A 24680-nucleotide genomic window follows, 5' to 3' on the forward strand; every position below is an offset into this window, starting at 1 on the left:
AGAAAAAAGAAGAGCAGAAGCAGAAGCAAGAGCGGCCCACCGGCCGCTTTTTGCTGTTGCTGTTGCTCTTGATCTTCTCTTTCTTCTCCGTGGGCTGGCCGCACACGGAACCTGTCAGGGGTGTGGCGGGTGGGCCGTGCAGGGGCGTTGGCGCCATGGATGGCGCCATCGAGCTTACATGGACGTACTTGCAGCGTCCCCTGCACGGCCCATCCGCCACACCCAACACATGACCCGCTCTACGCGACCAACCCACGAGGGGCTGCGCCGTTGGCTGGAAACTACGCTACCGCGCGAAACACCAACGCCAGGATCGCAGGCACCGCCTGGATCATGAAGATCCGGCGGCTCACGCTGTACGCCCCATAGCACCCCGCCACCACCACGCAGGCCAGCGAGAACGTCACCAGCACCGGCTGCCCGATCACCAGCCCCACCACGATGCCTGCTGCCAGGAAGCCGTTGTACAAGCCCTGGTTGGCCGCCAGCACGCGCGTGGTCGCCGCCTTCTCCGGCGTGTTGCGGAACGTCTTCAGACCCAGCGGGCGGGTCCACAGGAACATCTCCAGCGCCAGGAAATAGACGTGCAGCAGTGCGACCAGCAAGGTCAGGGCGAGTGCGATCCAGTACATGGGCGGTTCCTTGGACAGGGATGGGGCTCGGAGCCCGGGAAATCATCGGTCGCGCGGCAGTTTCTTTTCTTCGCGCAGTACACCGAACGCGGCTGCGGTCATGCACGCGGCCACCAGCATGCCGCCGATGAACACTACATGCGAGCCGAACAATGACAGGCCCTTGTGCACCCAGGCAAAGCTCAGGTCCGCACCGCGGTAGACCACGGTGTCGATCGCTGCGCCGGCCTTGTAGCGCCACTGCCGGTCCACGCGCGTGTAGATTGTCTCGCGCGCCGGCTTGGCCAGTGCGAATTCGCTGGCCCGGGTCATCACCTGCACTACCGCGACCATCAGCGGCATCGGCGAGGCCGCCAGCACCGAAAAGCCGATCAGGATCGCGAAACCGGGAATCAGCAGTGCCGGCGCGATGCCGTGGCGCGACAGCAACCAACGGGTCAGGCCCAGCTGCATCAACAGCGCCAGCGCATTCACCGCCAGGTCGATGCGCGAGAAGAACGCGGTACTGGCCGCCGGGTCGGTGAAGGCCGCGCGCACGATGCTGGCCTGCTGGTTGTACAGCAGCGTGCCGACGCCCACCCCGAACACCACCATCACCGCCAGCCAGCGCAGCAGCGGCTCGCGCACGATCAATTTCAGGCCGTCCAGCACGCTGCCGCCCATCGGCTGCTCGCCGGACACCAGCTGCTGCTCGCGTTCGCGCAGCACCGCCCAGTGCCGCAGCCGCCAGATGCACAACAGGCACACGACCAGGAATCCCGCCGAGACCAGCATGAGGTTGGCGATGCCCACGCGCTGCACCAGCGCACTGGTGATCAACGGGCCGAGGAAGGCACCGACGGTGCCCGCCGCGCCAATGTATCCATAGAAGGCCCGGGCCTGCACATTGGAGAACACATCGGCCATGAAGCTCCAGAACACCGCCACCGCGAACAGGTTGAAGACGGTGATCCAGAAGAAGAAGGCCATGCCGCGGCCCGGCACGCCGCTGTCGAACATCATGTAGAAGCCCAGCAGGGTCACGATGAAGAAGCCATACACCGCCGGCAGGAACACCCGTCGTGGGAAGCGGCTGACCAGCCAGCCGTACACCGGCTGCAGCACCAGCATGATCACGAACACGCAGGAGAACAGGAACTGCAGCACGAAGTCCTTCAACGCGACGCCGTGGTTGGCGAACCAGGCGATCAGCACGGGCGGGAACACCGTTTCCAGGTCTGCCGAGGCGGCCATGGCCTCACGCACCGGGCGCAGCACGTAGTAGCCGCTGAGCAGGCAGAAGAAGTACAGGAACGACCACCACAGCGCCGGCGACTCGCGCAGTGCCGCCGTCAGGCCCTGCAGCGGCCCCTTCCCCCGTACCGCACTCACGCGGTGTCCCTCGCCTGAAGACGGCGGTTGGACAGCGGCATGGCAGGCTCCGGGGCGATGAAACGCGTACGTTAGCCAATGCACCGCAACATCGCCAGCGCGACGCGCCTTCCTGCGGGCGGATCAGCTCCGCTGATCAGCCCGGGATGACACGTTCCGATACATGCTTCCAGCGCCTCAAATTCCAAATTTTTCAACGAGATGCGCATTCATCTTCGCTTTGTTTGTGCACAAGGGAAAAGCGGCGCTAGAATCGCCATCAGCAGTCGCGCACGGGTCCAACCGATGAAAAAGAACAGCCTGCGTCGCCCGATCCGTTCGGCGGCCACCGGTTTGCTGGGCATGCTGATGCCCGTTGCCTTGTCCACCACCGCGCAGACACCGCCGGCATTGCCGCCGATGCCGACCAACATCGAATCCGCTGCGGGTCCCACTGTCGCCCACACCCAGCCGGCGGCCTACCGCACCGGCCTGGTGCCGCGCGTGCAGGCCCCGGCGCCCGGCTTCAACGTCGCCAACATCGAATCGATGGCGCAGCAGCTCACCTATGGCGAACGCGTGCCGGGCATGGCCGTGGCGATCGTGCAGGGCGGCCGCATCCTCAGCGCGCGCGGCTATGGCGTCACCGACGTCAACAATCCGCTGCCGGTCGATGCGCACACCGTGTTCCGCCTGGCCTCGCTGTCCAAGGCCTTCGCCGGCACCATGGCCGGCCTGCTGGTCAACGACGGCACGCTGCGCTGGGACAGCAAGGTCACCGACTATGTGCCGGGCTTCCGCCTGAACTCGCCGGAAGCCACTGATCGCCTGACCGTGGCCGACGTGCTCAGCCATCGCGTCGGCCTGCCCTACAACGCCTACGACCGCGACATCGAAGGCAACGCCGAGTACTACGCGCTGACCCAGAAACTGGCCAACACCAGCCTGAAGTGCCTGCCGGGCGACTGCTATGCCTACCAGAACGTAGCCTTCAGCCTGATCGGCGATGTCGTCTACGCGGCCTCCGGCAGCTTCTACGAGCAGTCGGTCGAGCGCCGCATCTTCAAGCCGCTGGGCATGAACGATGCCAGCCTCGGCCTGGCCGGCATCCAGGCCAGCTCGCGCTGGGCGCGTCCGCATGTGCGCAGCCGCAACGGCTGGGTCTCGCTGACGCCGAAGCCGACCTACTACCGGGTCGCCCCGGCGGCCGGCGTCAATGCCAGCGCCAGCGACATGGCGCAGTGGCTGCTCGCCCACACCGGCCACCGCCCCGACGTGCTGCCGGCACCGCTGCTGGCCACCCTGCATTCGAGCCTGATCAGCACCCCCGGCGAGATGCGTTCTGGCTGGCGCCGCGAGCGCCTGCACTCGGCCGGCTACGCCCTGGGCTGGCGCACCTTCGACTACGCCGGCCACGACGTGGTGTTCCATGCCGGTGCCGTGCAGGGCTATCGCGGCCTGGTCGCGCTGGTGCCGGAACGCGATCTGGGCATCGCCATCATGTGGAATGGCGAAAGCAGCCTGCCCAGCGGCCTGCTGCCGACCGTGCTCGACTCCGCGCTCGGCCTGCCGGCGCAGCGCTGGCTGGACGTGGACACCGACTTCGGCAGCGACAACCTGATGGCCGAGGGCGCCAGCCCGGCCCAGCAGGACAAGCGCAAGGGCAAGGGCGCCTCGGGCAATCGTGCGGTGGCGTCGCCGCGCTGATAAGGCGGGCTCGATCGGGTGTGCGAAGGGCGGCCTGCGGGCCGCCCTTTTTGTTGTTGTGTAGGGCCGAGCCGAGCCGTGCTCGGCTGAGCGGAATCCTGGCGCAAGGTGGCCGAGCATGGGCTCGGCTCTACAGCTCCGCAGCATTAGTGCGCGAAGTAGTGCATGCCGCCGTCCACCGGAATCACCGCGCCTGTGATGTAGCCGGCCAGCGGCGAGGACAGGAACGCCACCAGTGGCGCCACTTCCTCGGGTTTACCGAAGCGTCCGATCGGGATGTTGCTGGCGATGAACGCACGTCGGCATTCCTCGGTGGGATGCAGGCGTTCCAGGATCTGCGCGCTGTTGATGCGCCCCGGTGCAATCGCATTCACCGTAATGCCCTGCCCGGCCACCTCCGACGACAGCCCCTTGCTCCACAGATGCAGCGCCGCCTTCGCCGCAGTGGCCGCGTTCACCGCACGCGGTTCCATCGAACCACTGAAATTGATCACCCGTCCCCATGCCTGCGCCTGCATGCCAGGCAACAGCGCCTGGGTCATCCGCCGCGCGGCGGAAAAGTTCAGGGCGATCGCTTCCTCCCAGACATCATCATCGGCATCGACGGTGGTCGGCCGGGAGCCACCTGCGGCGTTGACCAGGATGTCGACGCGTTGCAATGCCTCCCGGGATGCCTGCGCGATGTACCGGACGTCACCGGCCACGGTGACATCGCCGGCCACGATGACCGGTGCCGCGCCGCCTTCGGCTTCGATCCGCGCCGCAAGCGCCTGCAGCGGTGCCCGCTGCCGTGACGTGATGGCAATGCGCACGCCCTGGGCCGCCAGCTGCCTGGCGACGGCGGCACCGATGCCGCTGGCCGCGCCCGTCACCAAAGCGGTGCGGCCTGCAAGATTCAAGTCCATGGTGTTCTCCTGTCCGCATGGCCGGCCAATCCAGCCCTTGCACGACATGCTGTTTGATCACCCCTGATTGATAAACTCCGCGCAGGTTTCAGCATTCAACACCCGGGGTGTCAGATGAACCTGCTGGAAAGCATGCAGGTCTACGTGCTGATCGTGGACAAGGGCAGCCTCAGTGCTGCAGCTGCGGCGATGGACATCTCCGCGACGATGGCCGGCAAGCATCTGCGTGCATTGGAATCACGGCTGGGCATGCAGCTGTTGAGCCGAACCACCCGGCGCCAGCACACGACGCCGTTCGGCCAGGACTACTACACGCGCTGCCGGGAGATCCTGCGCCTGGTGGACGAAACCGATGCGCAGGCGCAGCACCAGCACCTGGCACCGGCGGGCACGCTGCGCATCAGTGCACCGGTGATCTTCGGTACGCATGCACTGGTACCGGCACTGGCCGAGTACATGGCGCGCCATCCGGATGTCCGGGTCGAAGCGACGCTGACCGATCGCGTAGTCGACCTCGCCGAAGAGGGCTTCGAAGCGGCGCTGCGGATCGGCACGCTGGCCGACAGCAGCGTGCTGGTGGCGCGAGCCCTGGCCCCTTATCGCCTGATGATGTGCGCCTCGCCGGCGTATCTGGCCAGGCATGGCACGCCAGACAGCGTGCATGCACTTGCCGGCCATCAATGCCTGTCGTTCGAACCGAGTGCACTTGCACAGTGGCTGCAGGACGACGCTGGCGAGCTCGACCACGTGCCCGACGGCCGGCTGCAGATCAACAATGGCGAAGCGCTGCGTTCGGCGGCGCTGCATGGCCTGGGCATCATCCTGCAGTCGACGCTGCTGCTGGCAGCCGATGTCGAGGCTGGGCGACTGGTGCAGCTGCTCCCAGGGCACGGCCAGGCCGGTCGGCCGATGCATGTGGTCTATGCGCACGATCGTTACCATTCCACCCGCCTGCGCAGCTTCCTCGACTTCCTGGTGGAACGATTCCCGCCGGCAATCGCCCAACCAGGCGACCGAAGCCGCCCATAAAAAAACCCCCTCCCCGCTGGGCAGCCAGGGAAGGGGGTTTCAGGATGCGGCTATCGGGAAGTACTTAGATCAGCGGCGCCGGGGTTGCCGGCAGAGCGACCGGAGCGGCCTTCTTCTTGCGGGCGGCCGGCTTGCGCTTGGCAACCTTCTTCGCTGCCTTCTTCGGGGCAGCCTTCTTGGTGGCCTTCTTCGCGGTCTTCTTTACTGCCTTCTTGGCGGTCTTCTTGACGGCCTTCTTGGCAGTCGCCTTCTTTGCGACCTTCTTGGCCGGCTTGCGGGCCGTAGCCTTCTTGGCAGTCTTCTTGGTGGCCTTCTTGGCCGCCTTCTTCGCGGTCTTCTTGACGGCCTTCTTGGCAGTGGACTTCTTGGCGACCTTCTTCGCCGCCTTCTTCACTGCCTTCTTCGCAGTGGTCTTCTTGGCGACCTTCTTCGCCGCCTTCTTCACTGCCTTCTTGGCAGTCGCCTTCTTCGCGACCTTCTTCACTGCCTTCTTGGCAGCGGCCTTCTTCGCGACCTTCTTCACCGCTTTCTTGGCGGCGGGCTTCTTCTTCGCAGCTTTCTTGGTTGCCATGGGATGGCTCCTCGTCAGTGATAGGGAGTTGAAACGCCCAGTTGGATCAAACCCGCGGATGCTGCGTGCGGGGACCGCCGGCGCGTCAAGCGCGCCGTTACGGATGCGGCGATGCCCGCCTCGATCGGCGGAGCGGACATCGGAACGGAAGGTGCCTTGCATTTCTCCGGGGGAAGCGGGGCCGTGTCCACCGTCATCAGGGTCGCGGTGGTCTTGAAGGGGCTGCTTCGCATCGGACGATTGATTCTGCGCACTCGGTTGGGCAGGCAAGGTCTGCTGAGGCGAAACCTAATCACGGTTTTTTTTACTGTCAACAACCCCCGCGAAAAATTTTCACATCCGCGCCTTTCCGAGTGCCGTCGGCGCCACTGCTCTACGCGGCCCGCCATGGCGGTTGAAGCGTCGCGCAAGCGTGCTGCATGCACCGGCATCGATGCATACGTTGAACAAAAAGCACTTGAAATAAGCACTCCGCGCATCTAGACACAGACTCGCAACGGCATCGCGCGTGCGACGTCGATGGTCACCGGCGCCGCCACCAACGCCAGCACAACAGCGCCGCAACAGGGGGCGAAAAGTTTTCACATCCGAGTGCGTCGGCGCGGGGCTGAAACGCGGATTTGCGCAAAACTGCGCACGCCCATCGGCACCGTTCGCCTGTCGGCTGATGCCACGCCGAGGGTGCGCAGCGAACCCCGCGTCATGAGTCCGGTGCAGTCGCCAAAACAAAAACGGCCACCCGAAGGTGGCCGTTCCAGAATCCGGAAACGACGACTCAGTGGTCTTCGTTCTCCAGGGCTTCGGCGTACGCGTCCGGGTCCAGCAGCTCGTTGACCTCATCGGCGTTGGTCAGTTCGACCACGAACATCCAGCCTTCGCCGTAGGCATCTTCGTTGATGGTTTCCGGCTTGTCGGACAGGGCCGAGTTGACCTCGACGACCTTGCCGCTGATCGGGCTGTAGACGTCCGAGGCGGCCTTCACCGACTCGACGACGGCGATCTGCTCGCCAGCCTTGGCGTCGGCGCCGACTTCCGGCAGTTCGACGTAGACCAGGTCACCCAGCAGGCCCTGGGCGTGGTCGGAAATACCGACGGTGACGCGGCCATTGCCTTCGACACGGGCCCACTCATGGGACTTGAGGAACTTGAGGTCGCCGGGGATCTCGCTCATGGGACTGCTCCAGAGATATGCAGGGGTGGAAAAAACGGGGCTAGTGTAACCAACCGGCCGCCACTGCTGTCAGTGACGACCGGCACGTACGGTTCAGGCGTCGGTGAGCACGCCGGGCTGCGCCTGGCCTTCCCGAACGAACGGGAACTTGACCACCCGCACCGGCACCTGACGGCCGCGGATGTCGACGGTGACCTCGCCGAGTTCACCGGCCGGCACGCGGGCGAAGGCGATGCCCTTGGCCAGCGTCGGCGAGAAAGTGCCGGACAGGATCTCGCCCTGGCCGCTGGCCGTGGTGACCGTCTGGCCGTGGCGCAGCACGCCCTTCTCGTCCATCACCAGACCGATCATCTGGCGCGCGGTGCCGGCGCTCTTCTGCGCCTCCAGCACGTCGCGGCCGATGAAGTCGCGGCCTTCGTCCAGCGACACGGTCCAGGCCAGCGCCGCTTCGTACGGGCTGATCTCTTCGTCCATGTCCTGGCCGTACAGGTTCATGCCCGCTTCCAGGCGCAGGGTGTCGCGCGCGCCAAGGCCGGCCGGCTTCACGCCCGCCGCCAGCAGGCGGTTCCAGAAGGCGACCACGGCGTCCTGCGGAAGCAGGATCTCGAAACCATCTTCACCGGTGTAGCCGGTGCGCGCGACGAACAGCTCGACGCCGTCATCGGACTGCACCTGCAGGGCGGCGAAGCGGCCCAGCTTGGTCAACGCTGCGCGGTCGGCTTCGCGGGCCAGGCCGATCACGATGTCGCGCGCCTGCGGGCCCTGCACGGCGAGGATGGCCAGGTCCGGGCGCTGCTCGACGGCGACGCCGAACGGCGCAGCCTGCTCGCGCAGCCAGGCCAGGTCCTTCTCGCGGGTAGAGGCATTGACCACCATGCGGAAGAAGTCGTCGCCCAGGTAGTAGACGATCAGGTCGTCGATGACGCCGCCGCGCGGATTCAGCATGCACGAGTACAGTGCCTTGCCGGTCACCTTCAGCTTGTCGACCGAGTTGGCCAGCAGGCGGCGCAGGAACGGCTTGACCTGGTCACCGCGCAGGTCGACCACCGTCATGTGGCTGACGTCGAACACGCCGGACTCACGGCGCACCAGATGGTGCTCGTCCAGCTGCGAGCCGTAGTGGATGGGCATGTCCCAACCCCCGAAATCGACCATCTTGGCGCCAAGGGCGCGGTGGGTATCGTTGAGCAGCGTCTTCTGGGTCATGACCGGGTCCGGCAGCAGAGGAAACAGGAAACCCCATTATCCCAGATCGGTCGCCCGCAGGCGTGCCGCAGCGCAGCGGTTCATGCAAGCGGAAGTGCAACCCGCCCCGCCCTTTCCTCTGCCGGCGAGGCAATGCCCGCAAGGCGCCGCAGCCGCCCGCTACAGGCGCACCCGCCCACGCAGGATGTCGAGGAACATCACCCAGTCACCCATGAACGAGTACAGCGGATGGCGGAACGTCGCCGGTCTGTTCTTCTCGAAGAAAAAATGGCCGACCCAGGCGAACCCGTAGCCGCAGAACAGGGCGCCAAGCAGGAACAGCGGCTGGCCGCGCAGCAAGGCAGTGGCGACCAGCAGCAGAACCCCGCAACTGCCGATGAAGTGCAGCCGCCGCGATACCGGGTGGCGGTGCTCGCTGAGATAGAACGGATAGAACTCGCGGAAGCTGGCGAAGCGGGAAATGAGCAGGCTCCGGGGACCAGGGTCGCCCACATCATGCGCCTTCCGGAAGGCAGCGCTGCCCTTGTAGAGCCGAGCCATACTCGGCTTGCGCGTGCCAGCGCGGCCGGAAGGAAGAGCAGCCGAGCATGGCTCGGCTCTACACTGATGAAGTGCGCGGCCCGAACATGATCACCGCCATGCCGGCCAGGCACAGCGCTGCGCCCAGCAGGTCCCAGCGGCTGGGACGAATGCCATCGACCAGCCACAGCCAGAACAGCGCGGTGCCGATGTAGACGCCACCGTAGGCGGCATAGACCCGTCCACTGGCCGTCGGGTGCAGGGTCAGCAGCCAGGCGAACACGGCCAGGCTGGCCGCCGCCGGCAGCAGCAGCCAGACGCTGCCTCCCTTGCGCAGCCACAACCATGGCAGGTAGCAGCCGACGATCTCGGCCAGCGCGGTCAGCAGGAACAGGCCGAGCGTTTTCACGCCTTCTCTGCTGCCTTGGCCTGCTGCCACAGTGCTTCCTGCGCATCCAGGTCCAGTTCGGCCAACGCGTCACCCTGTGCGTCGGCCTGCGCTTCCATCGCGCGGAAGCGACGCTCGAACTTGTGGTTGGCACCACGCAGTGCAGCGCCCAGATCGATATCGGCATGACGCGCCAGGTTCGCGCAGACGAACAGCAGGTCGCCCAGTTCTTCCTGCAGGCGCGCCTTGTTGCCCGCGACATCGCCACGTTCGAACTCCTCGCGCAGCTCCTGCAGCTCCTCGGCGGCCTTGTCCAGCACCGGCAGCGGACCCGGCCAGTCGAAACCGACCTTGGCCGCGCGCGACTGCAGCTTCACCGCCCGCTGCCATTCCGGCAGGCCGCGCGAGACACCGGCCAGTGCGGAGGTGTCCTGCTCGCCCTTGGCGGCACGCTCGGCGCGCTTGATCGCCTCCCAGTTGCGCGTCACCCCGTCGGCATCGTCCACGCTGACATCGGCGAACACGTGCGGGTGGCGGCGCTGCATCTTGTCGCTGATCGCACGGGCGACCTCGGCGAAGGCAAACGCGCCCTGCTCCTCGGCCATGCGTGCGTGGAACACCACCTGCAGCAGCAGGTCGCCGAGCTCGTCGCAGAGATCGTCCAGGTCACCCCGGTCGATCGCATCGGCGACTTCGTAGGCTTCCTCGATGGTGTAGGGGGCGATGGTCGCGAAGTTCTGCTCCAGATCCCACGGGCAGCCGCCCTGCGGGTCACGCAGCCGCGCCATGATCGCCAGCAGGCGCTCCAGTTCGCTGCTTGCGGCGCTGCCGGTGGTGGGGGTGTCGTGCGCGCTCATGGGGCCTCCAGGATCAGTCGGACAACCAGTCGCGCCACGGCAGGCTGGTATCACCAAGGGCAATGAAATCGCCGTTCAACAGGGTTTCGCGGCGGTTGTAACGGAACGGCTTGCCGGTCGCGGCCGACAGCACCGCGCCGCCGGCGGCATGCAGCACGCACTGGCCGGCAGCGGTATCCCATTCGGAGGTCGGGCCCAGCCGCGGGTAGACATCCAGGCCGCCTTCGGCGATCCGGCAGAATTTCAGCGACGAGCCCTGCGCAATGGTCTCGATGCGGCCCATGCGCGCCAGCAGCGCCTCGGTTTCCGGCGAGCGGTGCGAGCGGCTGGCGGCGACGCGCAGCGGGGCGGTGGCCGGCGTGCGGGTGCGCAGCACAGTGTCGTGCAGGCCCTGCCGGCGATAGGCCAGCTCGCCACGCATGGCATGCCAGACGATGCCGGTGACCGGGGCCAGCACCACGCCGAAGGCAGGTGCGCCCTGGTAGATCAGGGCAATGTTGACGCTGAACTCGCCATTGCGCTTGACGAACTCGCGGGTGCCGTCGAGCGGATCGACCAGCCAGTACGCGCCCCAGTGACGACGCTGCTCCCACCCCACCTGCGCCGATTCCTCGGACAGGATCGGCAGGTCCGGAGTCAGCTGCTGCAGGCCCTGCTCGATCACGAGGTTGGCAGCCAGGTCGGCGGCGGTAACCGGGCTGTTGTCATCCTTGATCTGCACCTCGAAGCCATCGGCATACACCTGCATGATGGCTTGTCCGGCTTCCTGGGCGATGGCGATGGCGGTCTCGCGCAGGTCCGTGGTCAGTTTGATCATCGCGTTCCCTGCAGCCACTGGCGCGCGATGAACAGCGCCGCCAGCGAGCGTCCCTCGGAGAAGTCCTCGCGCAGCATCAGCTGGTCCAGTTCGGCCAGCTTCCACGGCACCACTTCCAGTTCTTCCGGCTCGTCACCGGCCAGCTTTTCCGGATACAGGTCACGTGCCACCACCAGCCACGACTGGTGGCTCATATAGGTCGGGGCAAGGGTCATTGCGCGCAGCACGTCGACCCGGCGCGCACCGTAACCGGCTTCTTCCTTCAGCTCGCGGTCGGCGGCCTCCCCGGGGGTTTCACCGGCGTCGATCCGGCCCTTGACCAGGCCCAGTTCGTAGCGGTGCATGCCGGCGGCGTATTCACGTACCAGCAGCACGGTCTCGTCGTCGAGCATCGGCACCACCACCACCGCGCCGTGGCCACGGCTGACCAGGCGCTCGAAGCGGCGGCGTTCGCCGTTGGAGAACTCCAGGTCCAGGTGCTGGCGCTGGAAGGGGCCGTTCTCCTCATCGGTGATCCGATGGATGATCGGCAAGCGACGGCCGGCACGGTCATCGTTCATGCGGAATCTCCGCGGCGGCCGGCGCCAGCGCCGGGGCCGATAGAATGTGCAGGCAGCAACATGTTCATGAGCCCGAAATGCTAGCAGACCCAACCCCCTCCCCGCTGGCCCAGCACTGGCGGCAACGCGACCTGCAGGTGCTGTGGCACCCGTGCACGCAGATGCGTGAGCACCCGCACACCCTGCCGCTGGTGCCGATCGCCCGTGGTGAAGGTGCATGGCTGATCGACCACGACGGCAACCGCTACCTGGACGCCGTCAGCAGCTGGTGGACCAATCTGTTCGGCCATGCCGAGCCGCGCATCGGCGGCGCCATCGCGGCGCAGGCCGGGCAGCTGGAACAGGTGATGCTGGCTGGCTTCGGCCATGAGCCGGCGATCACCCTGGCCGAGCGCCTGCTGGCGCTGGCGCCACGCCAGCCCGGCCGCGAGCCGCTGGCCAAGGTGTTCTACGCCGACAACGGCTCGGCCGGCGTTGAAGTCGCGCTGAAGATGGCCTTCCAGTATTTCCAGAACCGCGGCGAGCCACGGCGCACGCGCTTCATCGCGCTGGAGAACGGCTACCACGGCGAGACCCTTGGAGCGCTGGCGATGGCGGACATTCCGCTGTACCGCCGCGTCTACGCGCCGCTGCTGGCCGAAGGCCTGTTCGCGCCCTCGCCCGATGCCTACCTGGCCGAGCCGGGCCAGAGTGCGGCTGATCGCGCACGCCAGGCCGCTGATGGCCTGGCCACCCTGTTTGACCAGCATCCGGGCGAGATCTGCGCGGTGATCCTGGAACCGCGCCTGCAGTGTGCCGGCGGCATGCGCATGCATGACCCGGTCTATCTGCAGCGCGTGCGCGAACTGTGCGATGCCCATGGCGCGTTCATGATCGCCGACGAGATCGCCACCGGATTCGGCCGCACCGGCACCCTGTTCGCCTGCGAGCAGGCAGGGGTGATGCCGGACCTGATGTGCCTTTCCAAGGGCCTGACCGGCGGCTTCCTGCCGCTGGCCGCCGTGCTGTCCACGCAGGCGCTGTACGACGCCTTCCTCGACGACTCGCGCGAGCGCGCCTTCCTGCATTCGCACAGCTACACCGGCAATCCGCTGGCCTGCGCGGCAGCACTGGCGACGCTGGACATCTTCCGCGACGACGATGTGATCGCCCGCAACCGGGGCATCGCGTCGGTGATGGGCACGCTGGCGGCGCCATTTTCCGACCATCCGCACGTGGCCGACGTGCGCCAGGCCGGCATGGTGGTGGCGTTCGAGCTGTCGCGCGACGGCAACAGGCGCACGCCTTTCGATCCGGGCCTGCGGCTGGGCCTGCACGCTTACAAGGCCGCCCTCAAGCGCGGCGTGGTGCTGCGCCCGCTGGGCGACGTGCTGTACTGGATGCCACCCTATTGCGTGGATGACGAACAACTGGAGCTGCTGGCACACACCACGCTGGCGGCCATCGACGAGGCGATTGCATGCGCGTGACCCGCTGCCCCATCGACCTGGCGCTGCACAGCGGCCAGACCGTGACCCTGCCGGAAGAGACGGCCAACCACCTGGTGCGGGTGATGCGCCTGCGCGAGGGCGATACGTGCGTGCTGTTCAACGGCGATGGCAACGACTACAGCGCGACACTGACCGTGGCCGGCAAGCGCGAGGTACAGGTCCGCATCGATGCTGTGCAGGCCATCGACAATGAATCACCGCTGGCGATCACCCTGCTGCAGGGCATCGCCCGTGGCGAGAAGATGGACCTGATCCTGCAGAAGGCCACCGAACTGGGCGTGGCGGCGATCATTCCGGTCAACGCCGAGCGCACCGAGGTGAAGCTCGATCCAGCACGGGCCGAGAAGCGCGTGGCGCACTGGAACAACGTGGTGACGTCGGCCTGCGGCCAGTCCGGGCGTGCGCGCATCCCGCAGGTGGGTTCGCCGCTGTCGCTGGCGCAGGCTGCGGCGGTACTGCCGGCCGATACGCTGCGGCTGACCCTGGACCCGCGGGGCGCACATCGCCTGTCGACGCTGACGGCCGCTCCGGCAGGGGGCCTCGTGCTTGCGATCGGCCCGGAAGGAGGCTGGTCCCCGCGCGACCGCGACCAGCTGGCAGCGGCCGGGTTCCAGGGACTGCAGCTGGGCCCGCGGATCCTGCGCACGGAAACGGCCGGACTGGCCGCGATCGCGGCGTTGCAGGCGCGGTTGGGCGACCTGGGATAAGACAGGTTCGTGGTAGTGCCGGCCGCTGGCCGGCATCCACGGGATCATGAGGTTGCCGGCCAGCGGCCGGCACTACCGGTCTGGTGGATCAGGCGGCGAGCGAATCCAGCGCCGCTTCCAACGCGTCCAGGTTCGGCAGCAGCGCACTCTGCTCACCCAGCAGCACGCGCATGTGCACGGTCTGCGGCAGGGTTTCTTCGGAGGCGTCGGCCAGCAGGCCGTCGCGCGGCACCGAGATCAGCTGCGGGAAGTTCTGCGTCAGCAGCGCGTAGTACGGGCGCTGCACGTTGCCGCTGAGGGACTTCAGCACCACCACCTTGTTGTGGCCGGCCACCGTCTCTTCGCCGAGCCCCGAAAGGCGTGCGAACGACACCAGCGGCACCTGCCAGCCGTGCCAGCCGATCTCGCCGACCAGCCAGCGCGGTGCATCGGAGACCGGCTGCACCGGCACGCGCGACATCATTTCGGCCACGGTGGCATTGGGCAGCAGCACGCGCTCGTTGCCGGCCTGGATCAGGACGCCGCGGATTTCGTCATTGCTGGCGTAGCTCATGGTGCGTCTCCGTTGTCGTCCTGCTCACCCCAGCGCGCGGCAATCGCCTGCGCCAGTTCCTGCGGTTCACCGGCCACCATGCCGGCAGCCACCACGGCGGTGGCCGCCGCCGGGTCATAGCAGCCCTCGCCCACCTGCCCGGCCACCCACGCACCGGCGGCCGCCAGGTCCAGCGCCGGGCCTACGTGGGCCAGGTCGGAACCGCTGAGCAGCACCAGCGCGGTGTGTTCGGCCGGCAGCGAAGCGAGCGAAATACCGCTGGCATCGCTCTGGAAATGCAGGCCATCGCTGGCCGCGCGCACGCCGATATCATCGGCCAGCACGTGCACCTCGCCCGGCACCGCGTGCTGGCCGGCCTCGGCCAGCTGCACCGGCAACGGCGAAACGCGGGACATCTGCTTGACCAGGTTGCCGTAGCGGCCACCATCCAGACGCATGTGCACCAGGACCGGCACACTCAACGACGCGGGCAGTGCGCCGAGCAGGCGACGCAACGCATCCGGGCCACCGATGCCGGCCAGCACCAGCAGCGATGCGGCACGCGCACCGGCCGGGGCGACGGCATCCAGATCGACCAGGCTCAAATGATCGGTATCGAACGAGGGCTGCGGCGCGACGACCGGCGCCACGGCTTCTGCCGATACGGGTGCTTCGATCGATTCTTCCACCAGCGACCAGGCGGTGTGATCGAAGGAGACCGGCGGTGTCGCAGGCGTCGCCGGTTCGGCCAGTGCCTGCGGCGCCGAAGGCGGATCCAGAGGCTCGGGCACGACCGGCTGCAGCGCCGCCAGGGCCTGCTCCAGCGCGATCGGTTCGTGCAGGTCTGCCGGTGGCGAATACAGGCCGTCGGCCGGAACGTCATCGGCCCAGCTCAGCGCCTGTTCCAGGTGCGGGCGCAGGGCTTCTTCCTGCGGCGCCGGCGCGGGCGCCGGATGGCCAGGCTCCAGCTGCAGGCTGGGCTCTTCTTCGGCGCCCGGCGGCAACACCTGCTGGTGGCCGTGCAGCTTGGCGGCCAGGTGGCGCCCCCAGCGTTGCGCCTCCCAGCCGTCGCGGCGGGCGGCCAGCTCAGCCTCATCGAACACCAGGGTCAGCCCCGGTGCCGAGAGCACGGATTCCAACCGTTCCAGTGCGTCCTCGATGGCAGCTTCCAGCGCGATCACCACGAACTGCGGGGCCGCGGCCTGCAGGACCTGCGGCTCCAGGCCGTTCGGATCATCTTCCAGGACCAGCTGTACATCGGCATGCGCCAGCGCCTCGCGCAGGCGTTCACGCGCCGTACCGGGGCGGGCCAGCAGGGCGACGGCCGGGGCCGGATGGGTTTCACTCACGGACACGGGCGATCCCCAGCAGGTCGTACACGTTACGCATCAGGTCCAGTTCCTGGTACGGCTTGCCCAGATAACGCTGGACACCGATCTCGAAGGCACGCTGGCGGTGCTTGTCGCCGCTGCGCGAGGTGATCATCACGATCGGCACATCCCTGTAGCGCGGATCGGCACGCATCACAGTGGCCAGCTCGTAGCCGTCCATGCGCGGCATCTCGATGTCCAGCAACATCAGGTCCGGCACGCGCTCTTCCAACCGCTCCAGTGCTTCCACGCCATCGCGGGCGACACTGACTTCGAAGTTGTGGCGTTCGAGGATGCGACCGGTCACCTTGCGCATGGTCAGCGAGTCATCGACCACCATCACCAGCGGCACCTGGCGTTCGTCGCGCGGCGCATTGGCCAGCACCGGTGCCGTCGGATTGGCCAGGAAGCGGCGCACCAGCGGCGCGACGTCCAGGATCACCACCACGCGGCCATCGCCGGTGATGGTGGCACCGTAGATGCCCGGTACCGATGCGATCTGCAGGCCCACCGGCTTGACCACGATTTCGCGGTTGCCCAGCACCTGATCGATCGCCACGGCTGCACGCAGGTCGCCGGCGCGGACCAGCAACAGCGGCACCTGGTCCTGGCCATCGGCACGCGCCGGGGCCTGCCCGACCAGGCTGCCGAGGTCATACAACGGATAGTCTTCGCCGCTGTAGCGGTAGCTGCTGTCGGCGGCCTCGAAACGTTCGCGCGACAGGCGGCCGATACCGCTGACCGAGGCCACCGGCACGGCGAAGGTGGTCTCGCCGATCTGCACGAACACCGCCTGGGTGACGGCCAGCGTCTGCGGCAGGCGCAGGGTGAAGCGCACGCCCTGGCCGCGCACCGACTGGATATCGACCGAACCGCCCAGCTGGCGCACTTCGTTGCGCACCACGTCCATGCCCACGCCACGGCCGGCCAGCTGGCTGACCTGGTCAGCGGTGGTGAAACCAGAGGCGAAGATCAGGTTGTCCAGTTCCTGCTCGTTCGGCTGGGCATCGGCAGCCAGCAGGCCACGGTCGATGGCGCGGCGGCGGATCGCCTCGCGGTCCAGGCCGGCGCCGTCGTCGGCCACTTCCAGCACGATTTCCGAGCCTTCGCGGTGCAGGCGGATGGCGATCTCGCCCTCCTCCGGCTTGCCGGCGGCGCGGCGCTGTTCCGGCGCTTCCAGGCCATGCGCCACGGAGTTGCGCAGCATGTGTTCCAGCGGCGCGACCATGCGATCGAGAACATTGCGGTCCAGTTCCCCGTGGGTACCTTCCAGGGTCAGGTGGACCTGCTTGCCGGTATCCATGCCGGACTGGCGGACCACGCGGCGCAGGCGCGGCACCAGGCCATCGAACGGCACCATGCGCGCGCGCATCAGGCCGTCCTGCAGCTCGGAGCTGACGCGCGACTGTTGTTGCAGCAGCGAATCGTACTGGCGCGACAGATCGTCCAGTACCCCTTGCAGGCCGCCAAGGTCGGCCGCCGATTCGTTCAGCGCACGGCTGAGCTGCTGCAGCGTGGAGAAGCGGTCCAGCTCCAGCGGATCGAACTTCTGGTCTGCCTGGTCCTGCTCACGCTGGTAGCGGGCGACGATCTGCGCTTCGGTTTCCAGGTCGAGCCGGCGCAGCTGGTCGCGCAGTCGCGCATTGGTGCGCTCCAGCTCGCCCATCGCACCACGGAACGCGCCGAGCTGCTGCTCGAGGCGCGAGCGGTAGATCGCCACTTCACCGGCATGGTTGACCAGGCGGTCGAGCAGATCCGCGCGCACGCGCACCTGTTCCTGCTGCGGGCGTGCCAGCGGATCTTCATCGACCACGCCTTCGGCCGGCAGCGGTGCCGACAGTGGCGCATCAAGCAGTGCCGGTGCCGATGCCGGACTGGCAACCGGTGCCGAAGTGGCTTCTGCGACGCTCGCCACGTTGGCTGCGGCTGCGGCTGCAGCAGCCGCCGCAGCGATATCGGTGGTGGTACGCACTTCGAACGCGTCGACCAGGTCCTGCGCCGGTTCCACCACGCGGTGGTCGCCGGTGCGGGTGAGCAGCTGGTGCAGCCGATCAAATCCGCGCTCCAGCAACTGCACATCGCGGCGTTCGATCTCGGTGCGACCAGCGGCGACGGCTTCCAGCAACGATTCGATGCTGTGGCCAAGATCGCCGATGGCGTTGATGCCGGCCATGCGTGCGCCACCCTTCAGGGTATGCAGGTCACGCTGCAGGCCGGCCAGCACCTCGCGGTCCTGCGGCGCATCGCGCAGCTCGCTGATCAGGCCATCACAGTGGTCGAGCAGGTCCTTGCCTTCCTCGACGAAGATGTCGACCAGCTCGCGATCGTAGACGCTGAAGTCGAGCGTATCGGCGCTGTCTTCCGGCACCGGGATGTCAAGGACGTCGGGTGCCACGGTTTCAACCACGTCGGCGTCAGGCGCGCCAACGGCCGGGGCATCCGATACGGCATCGGCATCGGCATCGGCATCGGCAGCTTCGGCGTGGACTTCCACCTGGCCCGGCGCGTCTTCCAGTTCGAAGAACCGCACCGGTTCGGCGGTGGCCGGCGTCGCGGCCTCCGCGATCTCCTCATTCACCGTCGCCGGGGACGGCTGATCGGCGCTCTCTCCTTCACCGATCGCCGCCTCCCCGCCGACGTCCGCATCCTCGGCAAAGGCTTCCGCCTCGCCCGGCGCGAGTTCGCTGGCCTGCAGGCCGAGCACGGACCTTTGCCCGTCGTCGGCCAGGGGCTGCTCTTCGTCGATCACGTGCAGGCCGGCCTCGAGCGCGGCGTCCAGCGAGACCGGTTCTGCAAACCCCGGCGCAGCCATTTCATCCTGCAGGCTCGACAGCTCGCTGTCGAGTGGCAGTGCAGCAGGCGTCTCGAATGCCTCAGCGTCCGCGACGTGCACGTGATCGAACGAGGACGCATTCAGGTCAGATGCGACGGCTTCGACAGCATCCGGAATCTCTTCGGCATCGCGGTCGTCGACCGGCAGCGCACTGGCATCCAGGTACGGCGACAGATCGTCCACGACGGTCAAACCGGCATCGTCGCCCAACAGCGGCGCGCTTTCGGCCTGCGCCTGGACACCGTCTATCTCAACGCCCGGAACGTCGTCGGCCACCTGGATCGATTCGACCACCGGTAGCGACGCCGCTCCCTCACCCGGTACCGACGGCCATCCGGCATCGAAGTAGCGCGAAAGATCGTCGCTGGCGGTCAGCTCACCGACCTCCAGCCCGCCCTCGCCCTCGATCGCGGCATCCTCGACCGGGGTTTCGGGGACATCGGCAACTGCCTGTGGTTCCTGCTCCGGCGCGACGGACGAAAGCGGGACCGCATCGGTTTCAGGCGCGACGGCTGCCGGGGCGTCCGCATCCCATTCCGCCGTCGGTTCGTCATCCAGCGCCAGCTCAGCTTCGTCGTCCTCCAGGCCCACCATCGGCCAGCGCGCTTCCGGCAACTCGCTGGCCAGCGCCTGCAGGCGCTGTGCCAGTACCTGTTGCGGTGCGATGCGCGGCTGTTCGGCCTGCAGCGCTTCCATGGTGGCGGTGATCGCCTGCGCGGCCGCATCCAGCGCGGCCACGCCTTCATCACCCGGCACCACTTCGGCGGCCAGTGCACGCTTGATGTAGGACTCGGCACCGCCGGTTACAGCCGTGATCTCGGGCACTTCGGTCATCGCGAAGGCGCCGTTCATGGTGTGCACTGCGCGCAGGAGTGCGTCGCTGACCGGCTGCGGTGCCTGCTGCGCCGAACGCAGCCAGTCCTGCAGGGTGGCCTGATGGACTTCCACCTCGGCCTCGAGAATCTCGCGCAGCACGCTGTCGATGTTGGCCGGCGTGCCGGTGGCTTCGGCCTTCTCGGCGGTATCGGCCAGCGCCGAAGCGGCAACCTCCGCGTCGAGAATGCGGATGATCTCGTCTTCGCCCTCGACTTCGGCCACCGGTGCAACCGATGCAGTGGCCCCAGCCAGGGGTACGTAGTAGGTCTCCTCGCCTGCACCGACACGATCGGCGATGGCCTGCATGGCCTGCAGGTCGACGCTGATGCGGTGGCCATGGCGCAGCGCCGCGTTCAGCTGCGGCAGCGCCGCATGCGCGTTGTCGACCATCGCCAGCACGGCGGGAGATGCGGCGCGGCTGCCATCCAGCACGCGGTTGAGCATGCCTTCGATCTTCCACGCGAACTCACCCAGGGTGCGTGCGCCGACCAGGCGGCCACTGCCCTTGAGGGTATGGAAGATGCGGCGGATCGGGCGCAGCCGGTCCATGTTGTCCGGCTGCATGCGCCATGCCGGCAGCAGCGTGCCGAGATTGGCCAGCTCATCGTCGAACTCTTCCAGGAACACCTCGCGGATGTCCTCGTCGATGTTCTCGGCATCGTCGTCGAAACCGGCGTCGAAGCCCGCATTGGTGTCGGCGTCGGTCCCGGCAACGGCCGAATCCACCGCCTCCGGCGACGCCGCGGCGGCCATCGCCTGTGGGTTGAAGCCGGCAGCGGCCGCACTCAGCTCGGCGAAGAACTGGGCGTCGGCCTCGCTGAAATCGATCGGCGCGATGGTGTCGATATCGATCACCGACACGGCCGGACCGGACGTTTCCGCCGCCGGAACCGCCGCATCGATCAACGGCGGCGTGATCGACGGTACCGGCAGGTCATCCGGGGCCTCATCCACCTCGCCCAGCGGCGGAACGACGGCATCGACGATCTCCAGCGACGGATGCAACGCGGCGTCATCGTCCAGCGACAGCGTTTCCATCGCATGCAGCGACAGCACGTCGTCAGCGTTGTCCAGCGCGTCGGCATCGAATCGGAACACCACGTCGTCGGCCACGGCAGCCGCATCCTGTTCGGCCGCCACCGGGTCGAACACCGGTGCAGCATCGAAAGCGGTCGCGGAGGAATCCACCGCGTCCGTCCTCTCATCGATCACAGGCGCTGCGCTTTCCTCAAGCATCTGCGGCGCCCCGGACAGCGACCACTGCGGCGCACCGGAGTGATCACCCTCGGCCAGCTCGAAGCTGACCGGATCGAAACTGGCGAAGGTCGGGCTGCGCTCGTCATCGGCAGGCACGATGGCGTCGGCCTCCGGATGGAACGGCGCCAGCTCCCACTGCGGGACATCCGGCGCAGGTGCGCTGGACGCCGCGAAGACCAGCGATGCGTCCGCATCGTCGTGCGTCGGCAACGGCGAAGCACCGGTATCAGCCGTGCTGGCGGCCACGGCTGCCACGGTGCCCAGCGCGCCGAACATCAGGCGGTTGTCGGACACCATCGGCGCCGGCGAGGCCGGCGGCGGATCGAAGGTGAAGTCCGGCAGTGGCACCGGCACGTCGCCGGCAGCGGGCGCCGCAGGCTGCACCGGAACCTCGATGCGCTCCGGCTGCAGGGGCTCGGCCTGCAACGCAACCGGCTCACGTTCGACCGGCAGCAGTGCCGGCGCGTCCGGCGCAACGGCATTGTGCTCCGGCAGCGGCCAGTAGCGCAGTGCCTCGAGGCTGCTGCGGGTGATTTCGAGGATGTCCTCTCGGCCCGGGCGGCGGTCGCGCAGGGCTTCCAGGTAGTACTCCAGGCTGGCCATGGCATCGGCCAGGGTGTCCAGTTGGCGGCCGCTGGGCACGCGCTGGCGGCCGATCAGTTCGGCCTCGATGTACTGCTGCACGCCGCGCAGGTAATCGGCGGCGGTACCCAGGTCGAGCATGCGCAGCGCGCCGGACACATCGCCCAGCAGGCGTGGCACATCCTGCAGCTCGGCATGGTTCCAGCTGGTTTCGATGAAGGCGACGAAATGCTCGCGGGCAGCGGCGAAGTTGGCGATGGCTTCATGCGCCAGCACCTCCACCGTTCGCCGGTTCTCGACCGCGCTCGGGTCGTCCTCGCCACTGCCGCCGGCGCCCAGATGGGCAACCTGGTCGTCCAGCGAGGCATCGACGTACAGCAGTGCACCGGCAATATCCAGCAGCAGGTTCTCGTCGATCTGCTGGCGACCTTCGACCACGCCGCGCAGCGCATCGCGCTGCTGCACGACCACGCCGCGGGCCACGCCCAGGCCCATCATGCCCAGCGTATCGGCCACGGCGCCGAGCTCGTTGGCCTGGGTCTGCAGCTGTTCCGGCGCACCACCTGTGCGCAGGTGCAGGTCAAGCGCATCCTTGATGCGCAGCAGTTCTTCCTTCACCGCGCTGCCGACCGTGTCGAGCAGCTCGCGATTACGCCCGCTCAGGCTGCCACGGGCATGGTCCAGCTCGGCCTCGGTGGCGGTGACGCTGTCCGGCGCAAAGGCCAGCAGCACACTATCAGTGACGCCTTCTTCGCCGCGCGACGCACGGATCTCGTTGAGCAGCGGCATCAGCACGATCGGAATGTCGCGATGGCCGTTCTGCAGGCGTTCCAGATAGTCGGGCAGCAGCACGCTGCCACGCATCAGGGTTGCGCAGGCTTCATCACGGTCGGCCACGCGGCCGGCGCCGATGGCGTTGGCCAGCTGCTCCAGCTCTTCGGCCACCATCGCCGGGGCATACAGCTCGACCATGCGCAGGGTGCCCTGCACCTGGTGCAGGTAGCCGGCGCAGATGCGCATGCGGCTGGCATCGGTCGGGTCTTCGGCGTAGTACTCGACCTCGTTGCGCACCTGGCGCAGGGTCTCGTCCAGCTCGGGCTTGACCCAGCCCAGCGCTGCGTGGCTCATCGCATCGCGCAGACTGCTCATGGACGCGCTCCGTTCGCCGCCGCGCGGTGGCCGCGCGAGTTCTGGCGTGGGGAATGGAAATGCTTCATCGACTGGTTCCTTGCTCGCCGCCCTGCCCGTGTCACGCCGGCAGCTTGAAGTCGGCGACCGAACGGCGCAGGTCCGCCGCCAGCTGCGCGAGGTGGCCGATCGACTCGGCGGTCTGTCCGGCACCCTGCGAGGTCTGCCCGGTGATCTGCCGGATCACGCCCATGGTGCGTGTGATGTCCGAGGCGGCGGCCGACTGCTGCTGGGCGGCGATGGAGATGTTCTTGATGAGGGTATTCAGCGCGTTTGACACGCGTTCGATCTCGGTCAGCGCGGTACCGGCGTCCTCGGCCAGGCGTGCACCAGACACCACTTCGGCCGTGGTCTGCTCCATCGAGGTGACCGCTTCATTGGTGTCGGCCTGAATGGCCTGGACCAGGTTTTCGATGCGTCGGGTCGCACCCGAGGTGCGTTCTGCCAGGCGCTGCACTTCGTCGGCCACGACCGCGAAACCGCGGCCCGCTTCACCGGCCGACGCGGCCTGCACCGCCGCGTTCAACGCCAGGATGTTGGTCTGCTCGGAAATGTCGTTGATCAGTTCCACGATCGAGCCGATTTCCTGCGACGACTCGCCCAGGCGCTTGATGCGCTTGGAGGTTTCCTGGATCTGGTCACGGATCTGGTCCATGCCCTGGATGGTCTCGCGCACCACGCCGGCACCTTCGGCAGCGATCACCACCGAGCGCTGTGCCACGTCGGCCGACTCGGCCGAGTTGCGCGACACCTGCTCGATGCTCGCCGCGATCTCCCCGATGCGGTCCGAAGCCGAGGTGATCTGGTTGGCCTGGTGCCCCGCGGCCTCTGCCAGCTGCATGGCGGTGGCCTGGGTTTCCTGGGTGGACATCGCGACCTTGGCCGAGGTGTCGTTGATGGTGGTCACCAGGTGGCGCAGCTCGTCCACCGCGTAGTTGATCGCGTCGGCGATCGCGCCGGTCATGTCCTCGGTCACCGAGGCCTTCACCGTCAGGTCGCCCTCGCCGAGCGAGGAGATTTCGTCCAGCAGCCGCATGATCGCCTGCTGGTTGCGGCTGTTGAATTCCACCTGGGTCTGGTAGCGCAGTTCCTGCTCGCGCGAGCGGCTGCGCACGTTGGTGGAGACGAAGCCGATGATCGCGATCAGCGACAGCGCACCGGACACCACGCCGATCCAGAAGTTCGGGAACAGGCGGGTGTCGGATACCGAGCCGAACGAGGAGAACGCGTCGAACAACTTGCGGCTGTCATCCAGCATGTGGGCCGAACCCTGGCCCAGCGCGGTGGCAGCGGATTGCGCCGCAAACAGCTGGCGCGAGCTGGCCAGGATCGCGTCGGCGTCCTGCTTCATCGCTTCCCACTTCTGCTGCGACTGTTCCAGCGCGGCCACGGCGGCGGCACCGCGCACGGCGGTGATGCCCAGTTCCTCGTTGCCGTTGCGCAGGCCGTCGAGCACCTGCGAGAACACGGTGATGTCACGTGCCAGCGCATCGCCGGAGGTCGCCGCGGCGCTGCCACCGGCACGCATTTCGGTCACGCGGCGGGCCATCGAACCGGCCACCACGACCTGCTGCAGCGCGCTGTACACCTGCGACGAGGGCGCGCCGGAAGCGGACATCGCACGCACCAGCTCGTTCAGCTGGGCCTGCAGGCCCGGCACTGCGCCGGTGAAGTTGTTCGCGTTGCCGGCCAGCGCCAGCACGGCCGGTTCGCTGGCCACCAGCTGCCCGGCCTGCTTGCCCAGCGGCGCCCAGGTCTCGCCGAGGGTGGCGATGGCACCGGCTACGCCCGGCTCCTTGCCGTAGCGTCCCTGCAGGGTCGACACGTTCTGCTCGATCGCGTTGCGGGTGGCCTTGAAGGCGGTGAAGGCCTGGGCGTTGCCGCCGACCGCGTCACGTCCCTGGTTGGCCAGCTGCTGCGACAGCACCTGCAGGTCGGCGGCCTTGGAGCCGGCGTCGGCAAGGCGGCTGCCCTGCCAGGTGGCGACGCCGGTGTTGACGCCGAACAGGATCATCGATGCCAGCAGCAGGAACAGCCAGAGGTTGCTGCCGCCCAGCCGCAGCTTGCCGGTCTTGGTGGCGTCCGAAGCAGTACTCATCGTTCAACCTCGATCTTCAATGCAGGGGGCGATGC

General features: G+C 67.5%; 21 protein-coding genes. 6 read left to right on the forward strand and 15 right to left on the reverse strand.

Translation table 11 applies throughout. From position 1 onward, the window contains the following. A partial coding sequence (locus tag N5E02_RS10965; RefSeq protein WP_279946256.1) for a hypothetical protein occupies window positions 1–233 on the forward strand: 233 nt, incomplete at its 5' end. Window positions 234–281: 48 nt separating this feature from the next. Here N5E02_RS10965 and N5E02_RS10970 read toward each other — a convergent pair. Both N5E02_RS10970 and N5E02_RS10975 read right to left on the reverse strand, forming a co-directional pair. Further along, window positions 282–632: a DUF1304 domain-containing protein gene (locus N5E02_RS10970; RefSeq protein WP_005418419.1), complete on the reverse strand. Its 351-nt coding sequence runs from the start codon at window positions 630–632 to the stop codon at window positions 282–284. 42 nt (window positions 633–674) lie between these two features. Beyond that, the gene (locus N5E02_RS10975) at window positions 675–2003 is read right to left on the reverse strand and encodes an MFS transporter (protein ID WP_005418421.1); all 1329 of its coding nucleotides are present in this window, start codon (window positions 2001–2003) and stop codon (window positions 675–677) included. A 285-nt stretch (window positions 2004–2288) separates the two neighbouring features. On the opposite strand from N5E02_RS10975, the gene N5E02_RS10980 reads away from it, so the two are divergent. Continuing rightward, window positions 2289–3689, forward strand: a complete 1401-nt coding sequence (locus tag N5E02_RS10980; RefSeq protein ID WP_005418422.1) for a serine hydrolase domain-containing protein — start codon at window positions 2289–2291, stop codon at window positions 3687–3689. A 146-nt stretch (window positions 3690–3835) separates the two neighbouring features. Here N5E02_RS10980 and N5E02_RS10985 read toward each other — a convergent pair whose 3' ends face one another. Beyond that, on the reverse strand, window positions 3836–4594 hold the full coding sequence (locus tag N5E02_RS10985) for an SDR family oxidoreductase (protein WP_279946257.1): 759 nt from the start codon (window positions 4592–4594) through the stop codon (window positions 3836–3838). A 114-nt stretch (window positions 4595–4708) separates the two neighbouring features. On the opposite strand from N5E02_RS10985, the gene N5E02_RS10990 reads away from it, so the two are divergent. Next, a complete protein-coding gene (locus N5E02_RS10990) occupies window positions 4709–5623 on the forward strand; it encodes a LysR family transcriptional regulator (protein ID WP_005418424.1) in 915 nt (304 codons plus the stop codon). 64 nt (window positions 5624–5687) lie between these two features. Here N5E02_RS10990 and N5E02_RS10995 read toward each other — a convergent pair whose 3' ends face one another. Further along, window positions 5688–6194: a hypothetical protein gene (locus N5E02_RS10995; protein WP_032954412.1), complete on the reverse strand. Its 507-nt coding sequence runs from the start codon at window positions 6192–6194 to the stop codon at window positions 5688–5690. Between the two features lie 111 nt (window positions 6195–6305). Here N5E02_RS10995 and N5E02_RS11000 point away from each other — a divergent pair, with 111 nt between their 5' ends. Beyond that, complete coding sequence (locus N5E02_RS11000; protein WP_139727521.1) at window positions 6306–6677, forward strand: hypothetical protein; 372 nt, start codon at window positions 6306–6308, stop codon at window positions 6675–6677. 292 nt (window positions 6678–6969) lie between these two features. On the opposite strand, the gene gcvH is transcribed toward N5E02_RS11000, so the two are convergent. The 7 genes from gcvH to nudE all read right to left on the reverse strand — a co-directional run bounded on the left by gcvH (window position 6970) and on the right by nudE (window position 11712). Then, window positions 6970–7365: a glycine cleavage system protein GcvH gene (gene gcvH / locus N5E02_RS11005; protein ID WP_005418426.1), complete on the reverse strand. Its 396-nt coding sequence runs from the start codon at window positions 7363–7365 to the stop codon at window positions 6970–6972. Window positions 7366–7458: 93 nt separating this feature from the next. After that, the gene (gene gcvT / locus N5E02_RS11010) at window positions 7459–8571 is read right to left on the reverse strand and encodes a glycine cleavage system aminomethyltransferase GcvT (protein ID WP_005418427.1); all 1113 of its coding nucleotides are present in this window, start codon (window positions 8569–8571) and stop codon (window positions 7459–7461) included. 159 nt (window positions 8572–8730) lie between these two features. Further along, window positions 8731–9033, reverse strand: a complete 303-nt coding sequence (locus N5E02_RS11015; RefSeq protein ID WP_049415586.1) for a DUF962 domain-containing protein — start codon at window positions 9031–9033, stop codon at window positions 8731–8733. Between the two features lie 136 nt (window positions 9034–9169). Next, window positions 9170–9499: a YnfA family protein gene (locus N5E02_RS11020; protein ID WP_053499515.1), complete on the reverse strand. Its 330-nt coding sequence runs from the start codon at window positions 9497–9499 to the stop codon at window positions 9170–9172. Beyond that, complete coding sequence (gene mazG, locus N5E02_RS11025) at window positions 9496–10335, reverse strand: nucleoside triphosphate pyrophosphohydrolase (protein WP_279946258.1); 840 nt, start codon at window positions 10333–10335, stop codon at window positions 9496–9498. Before mazG ends, N5E02_RS11020 begins: the two co-directional genes overlap by 4 nt. A 13-nt stretch (window positions 10336–10348) precedes the next feature. Then, entirely contained in the window at window positions 10349–11152 is an 804-nt protein-coding gene (cysQ, locus tag N5E02_RS11030) for a 3'(2'),5'-bisphosphate nucleotidase CysQ (protein WP_099552045.1), read from the reverse strand. After that, entirely contained in the window at window positions 11149–11712 is a 564-nt protein-coding gene (gene nudE, locus N5E02_RS11035) for an ADP compounds hydrolase NudE (protein WP_005414246.1), read from the reverse strand. Before nudE ends, cysQ begins: the two co-directional genes overlap by 4 nt. Window positions 11713–11789: 77 nt before the next feature. Between nudE and bioA the strand changes: the two genes are divergently transcribed. After that, window positions 11790–13181, forward strand: a complete 1392-nt coding sequence (gene bioA, locus N5E02_RS11040; protein WP_279946259.1) for an adenosylmethionine--8-amino-7-oxononanoate transaminase — start codon at window positions 11790–11792, stop codon at window positions 13179–13181. Continuing rightward, complete coding sequence (locus N5E02_RS11045; RefSeq protein ID WP_065178188.1) at window positions 13172–13909, forward strand: 16S rRNA (uracil(1498)-N(3))-methyltransferase; 738 nt, start codon at window positions 13172–13174, stop codon at window positions 13907–13909. Before bioA ends, N5E02_RS11045 begins: the two co-directional genes overlap by 10 nt. Before the next feature lie 88 nt (window positions 13910–13997). On the opposite strand, the gene N5E02_RS11050 is transcribed toward N5E02_RS11045, so the two are convergent. The 4 genes from N5E02_RS11050 to N5E02_RS11065 form a co-directional block, all read right to left on the reverse strand. Continuing rightward, window positions 13998–14462 carry a chemotaxis protein CheW gene (locus tag N5E02_RS11050; protein ID WP_065178187.1) on the reverse strand — a complete coding sequence of 155 codons (465 nt, stop codon included), beginning with the start codon at window positions 14460–14462 and terminating at the stop codon, window positions 13998–14000. Beyond that, window positions 14459–15796 (reverse strand): chemotaxis protein CheB, encoded by a 1338-nt coding sequence (locus N5E02_RS11055; protein ID WP_279946260.1) that lies wholly within the window; start codon window positions 15794–15796, stop codon window positions 14459–14461. The genes N5E02_RS11050 and N5E02_RS11055 overlap by 4 nt, the downstream gene beginning before the upstream one ends. Beyond that, window positions 15783–22508 carry an Hpt domain-containing protein gene (locus N5E02_RS11060; RefSeq protein ID WP_279946261.1) on the reverse strand — a complete coding sequence of 2242 codons (6726 nt, stop codon included), beginning with the start codon at window positions 22506–22508 and terminating at the stop codon, window positions 15783–15785. Before N5E02_RS11060 ends, N5E02_RS11055 begins: the two co-directional genes overlap by 14 nt. Before the next feature lie 100 nt (window positions 22509–22608). Continuing rightward, window positions 22609–24645 carry a methyl-accepting chemotaxis protein gene (locus N5E02_RS11065; protein WP_049415562.1) on the reverse strand — a complete coding sequence of 679 codons (2037 nt, stop codon included), beginning with the start codon at window positions 24643–24645 and terminating at the stop codon, window positions 22609–22611. Window positions 24646–24680 lie beyond the last annotated feature (35 nt).

The organism is Stenotrophomonas sp. GD03777, from assembly GCF_029842485.1.
GTDB lineage: Bacteria > Pseudomonadota > Gammaproteobacteria > Xanthomonadales > Xanthomonadaceae > Stenotrophomonas > Stenotrophomonas sepilia.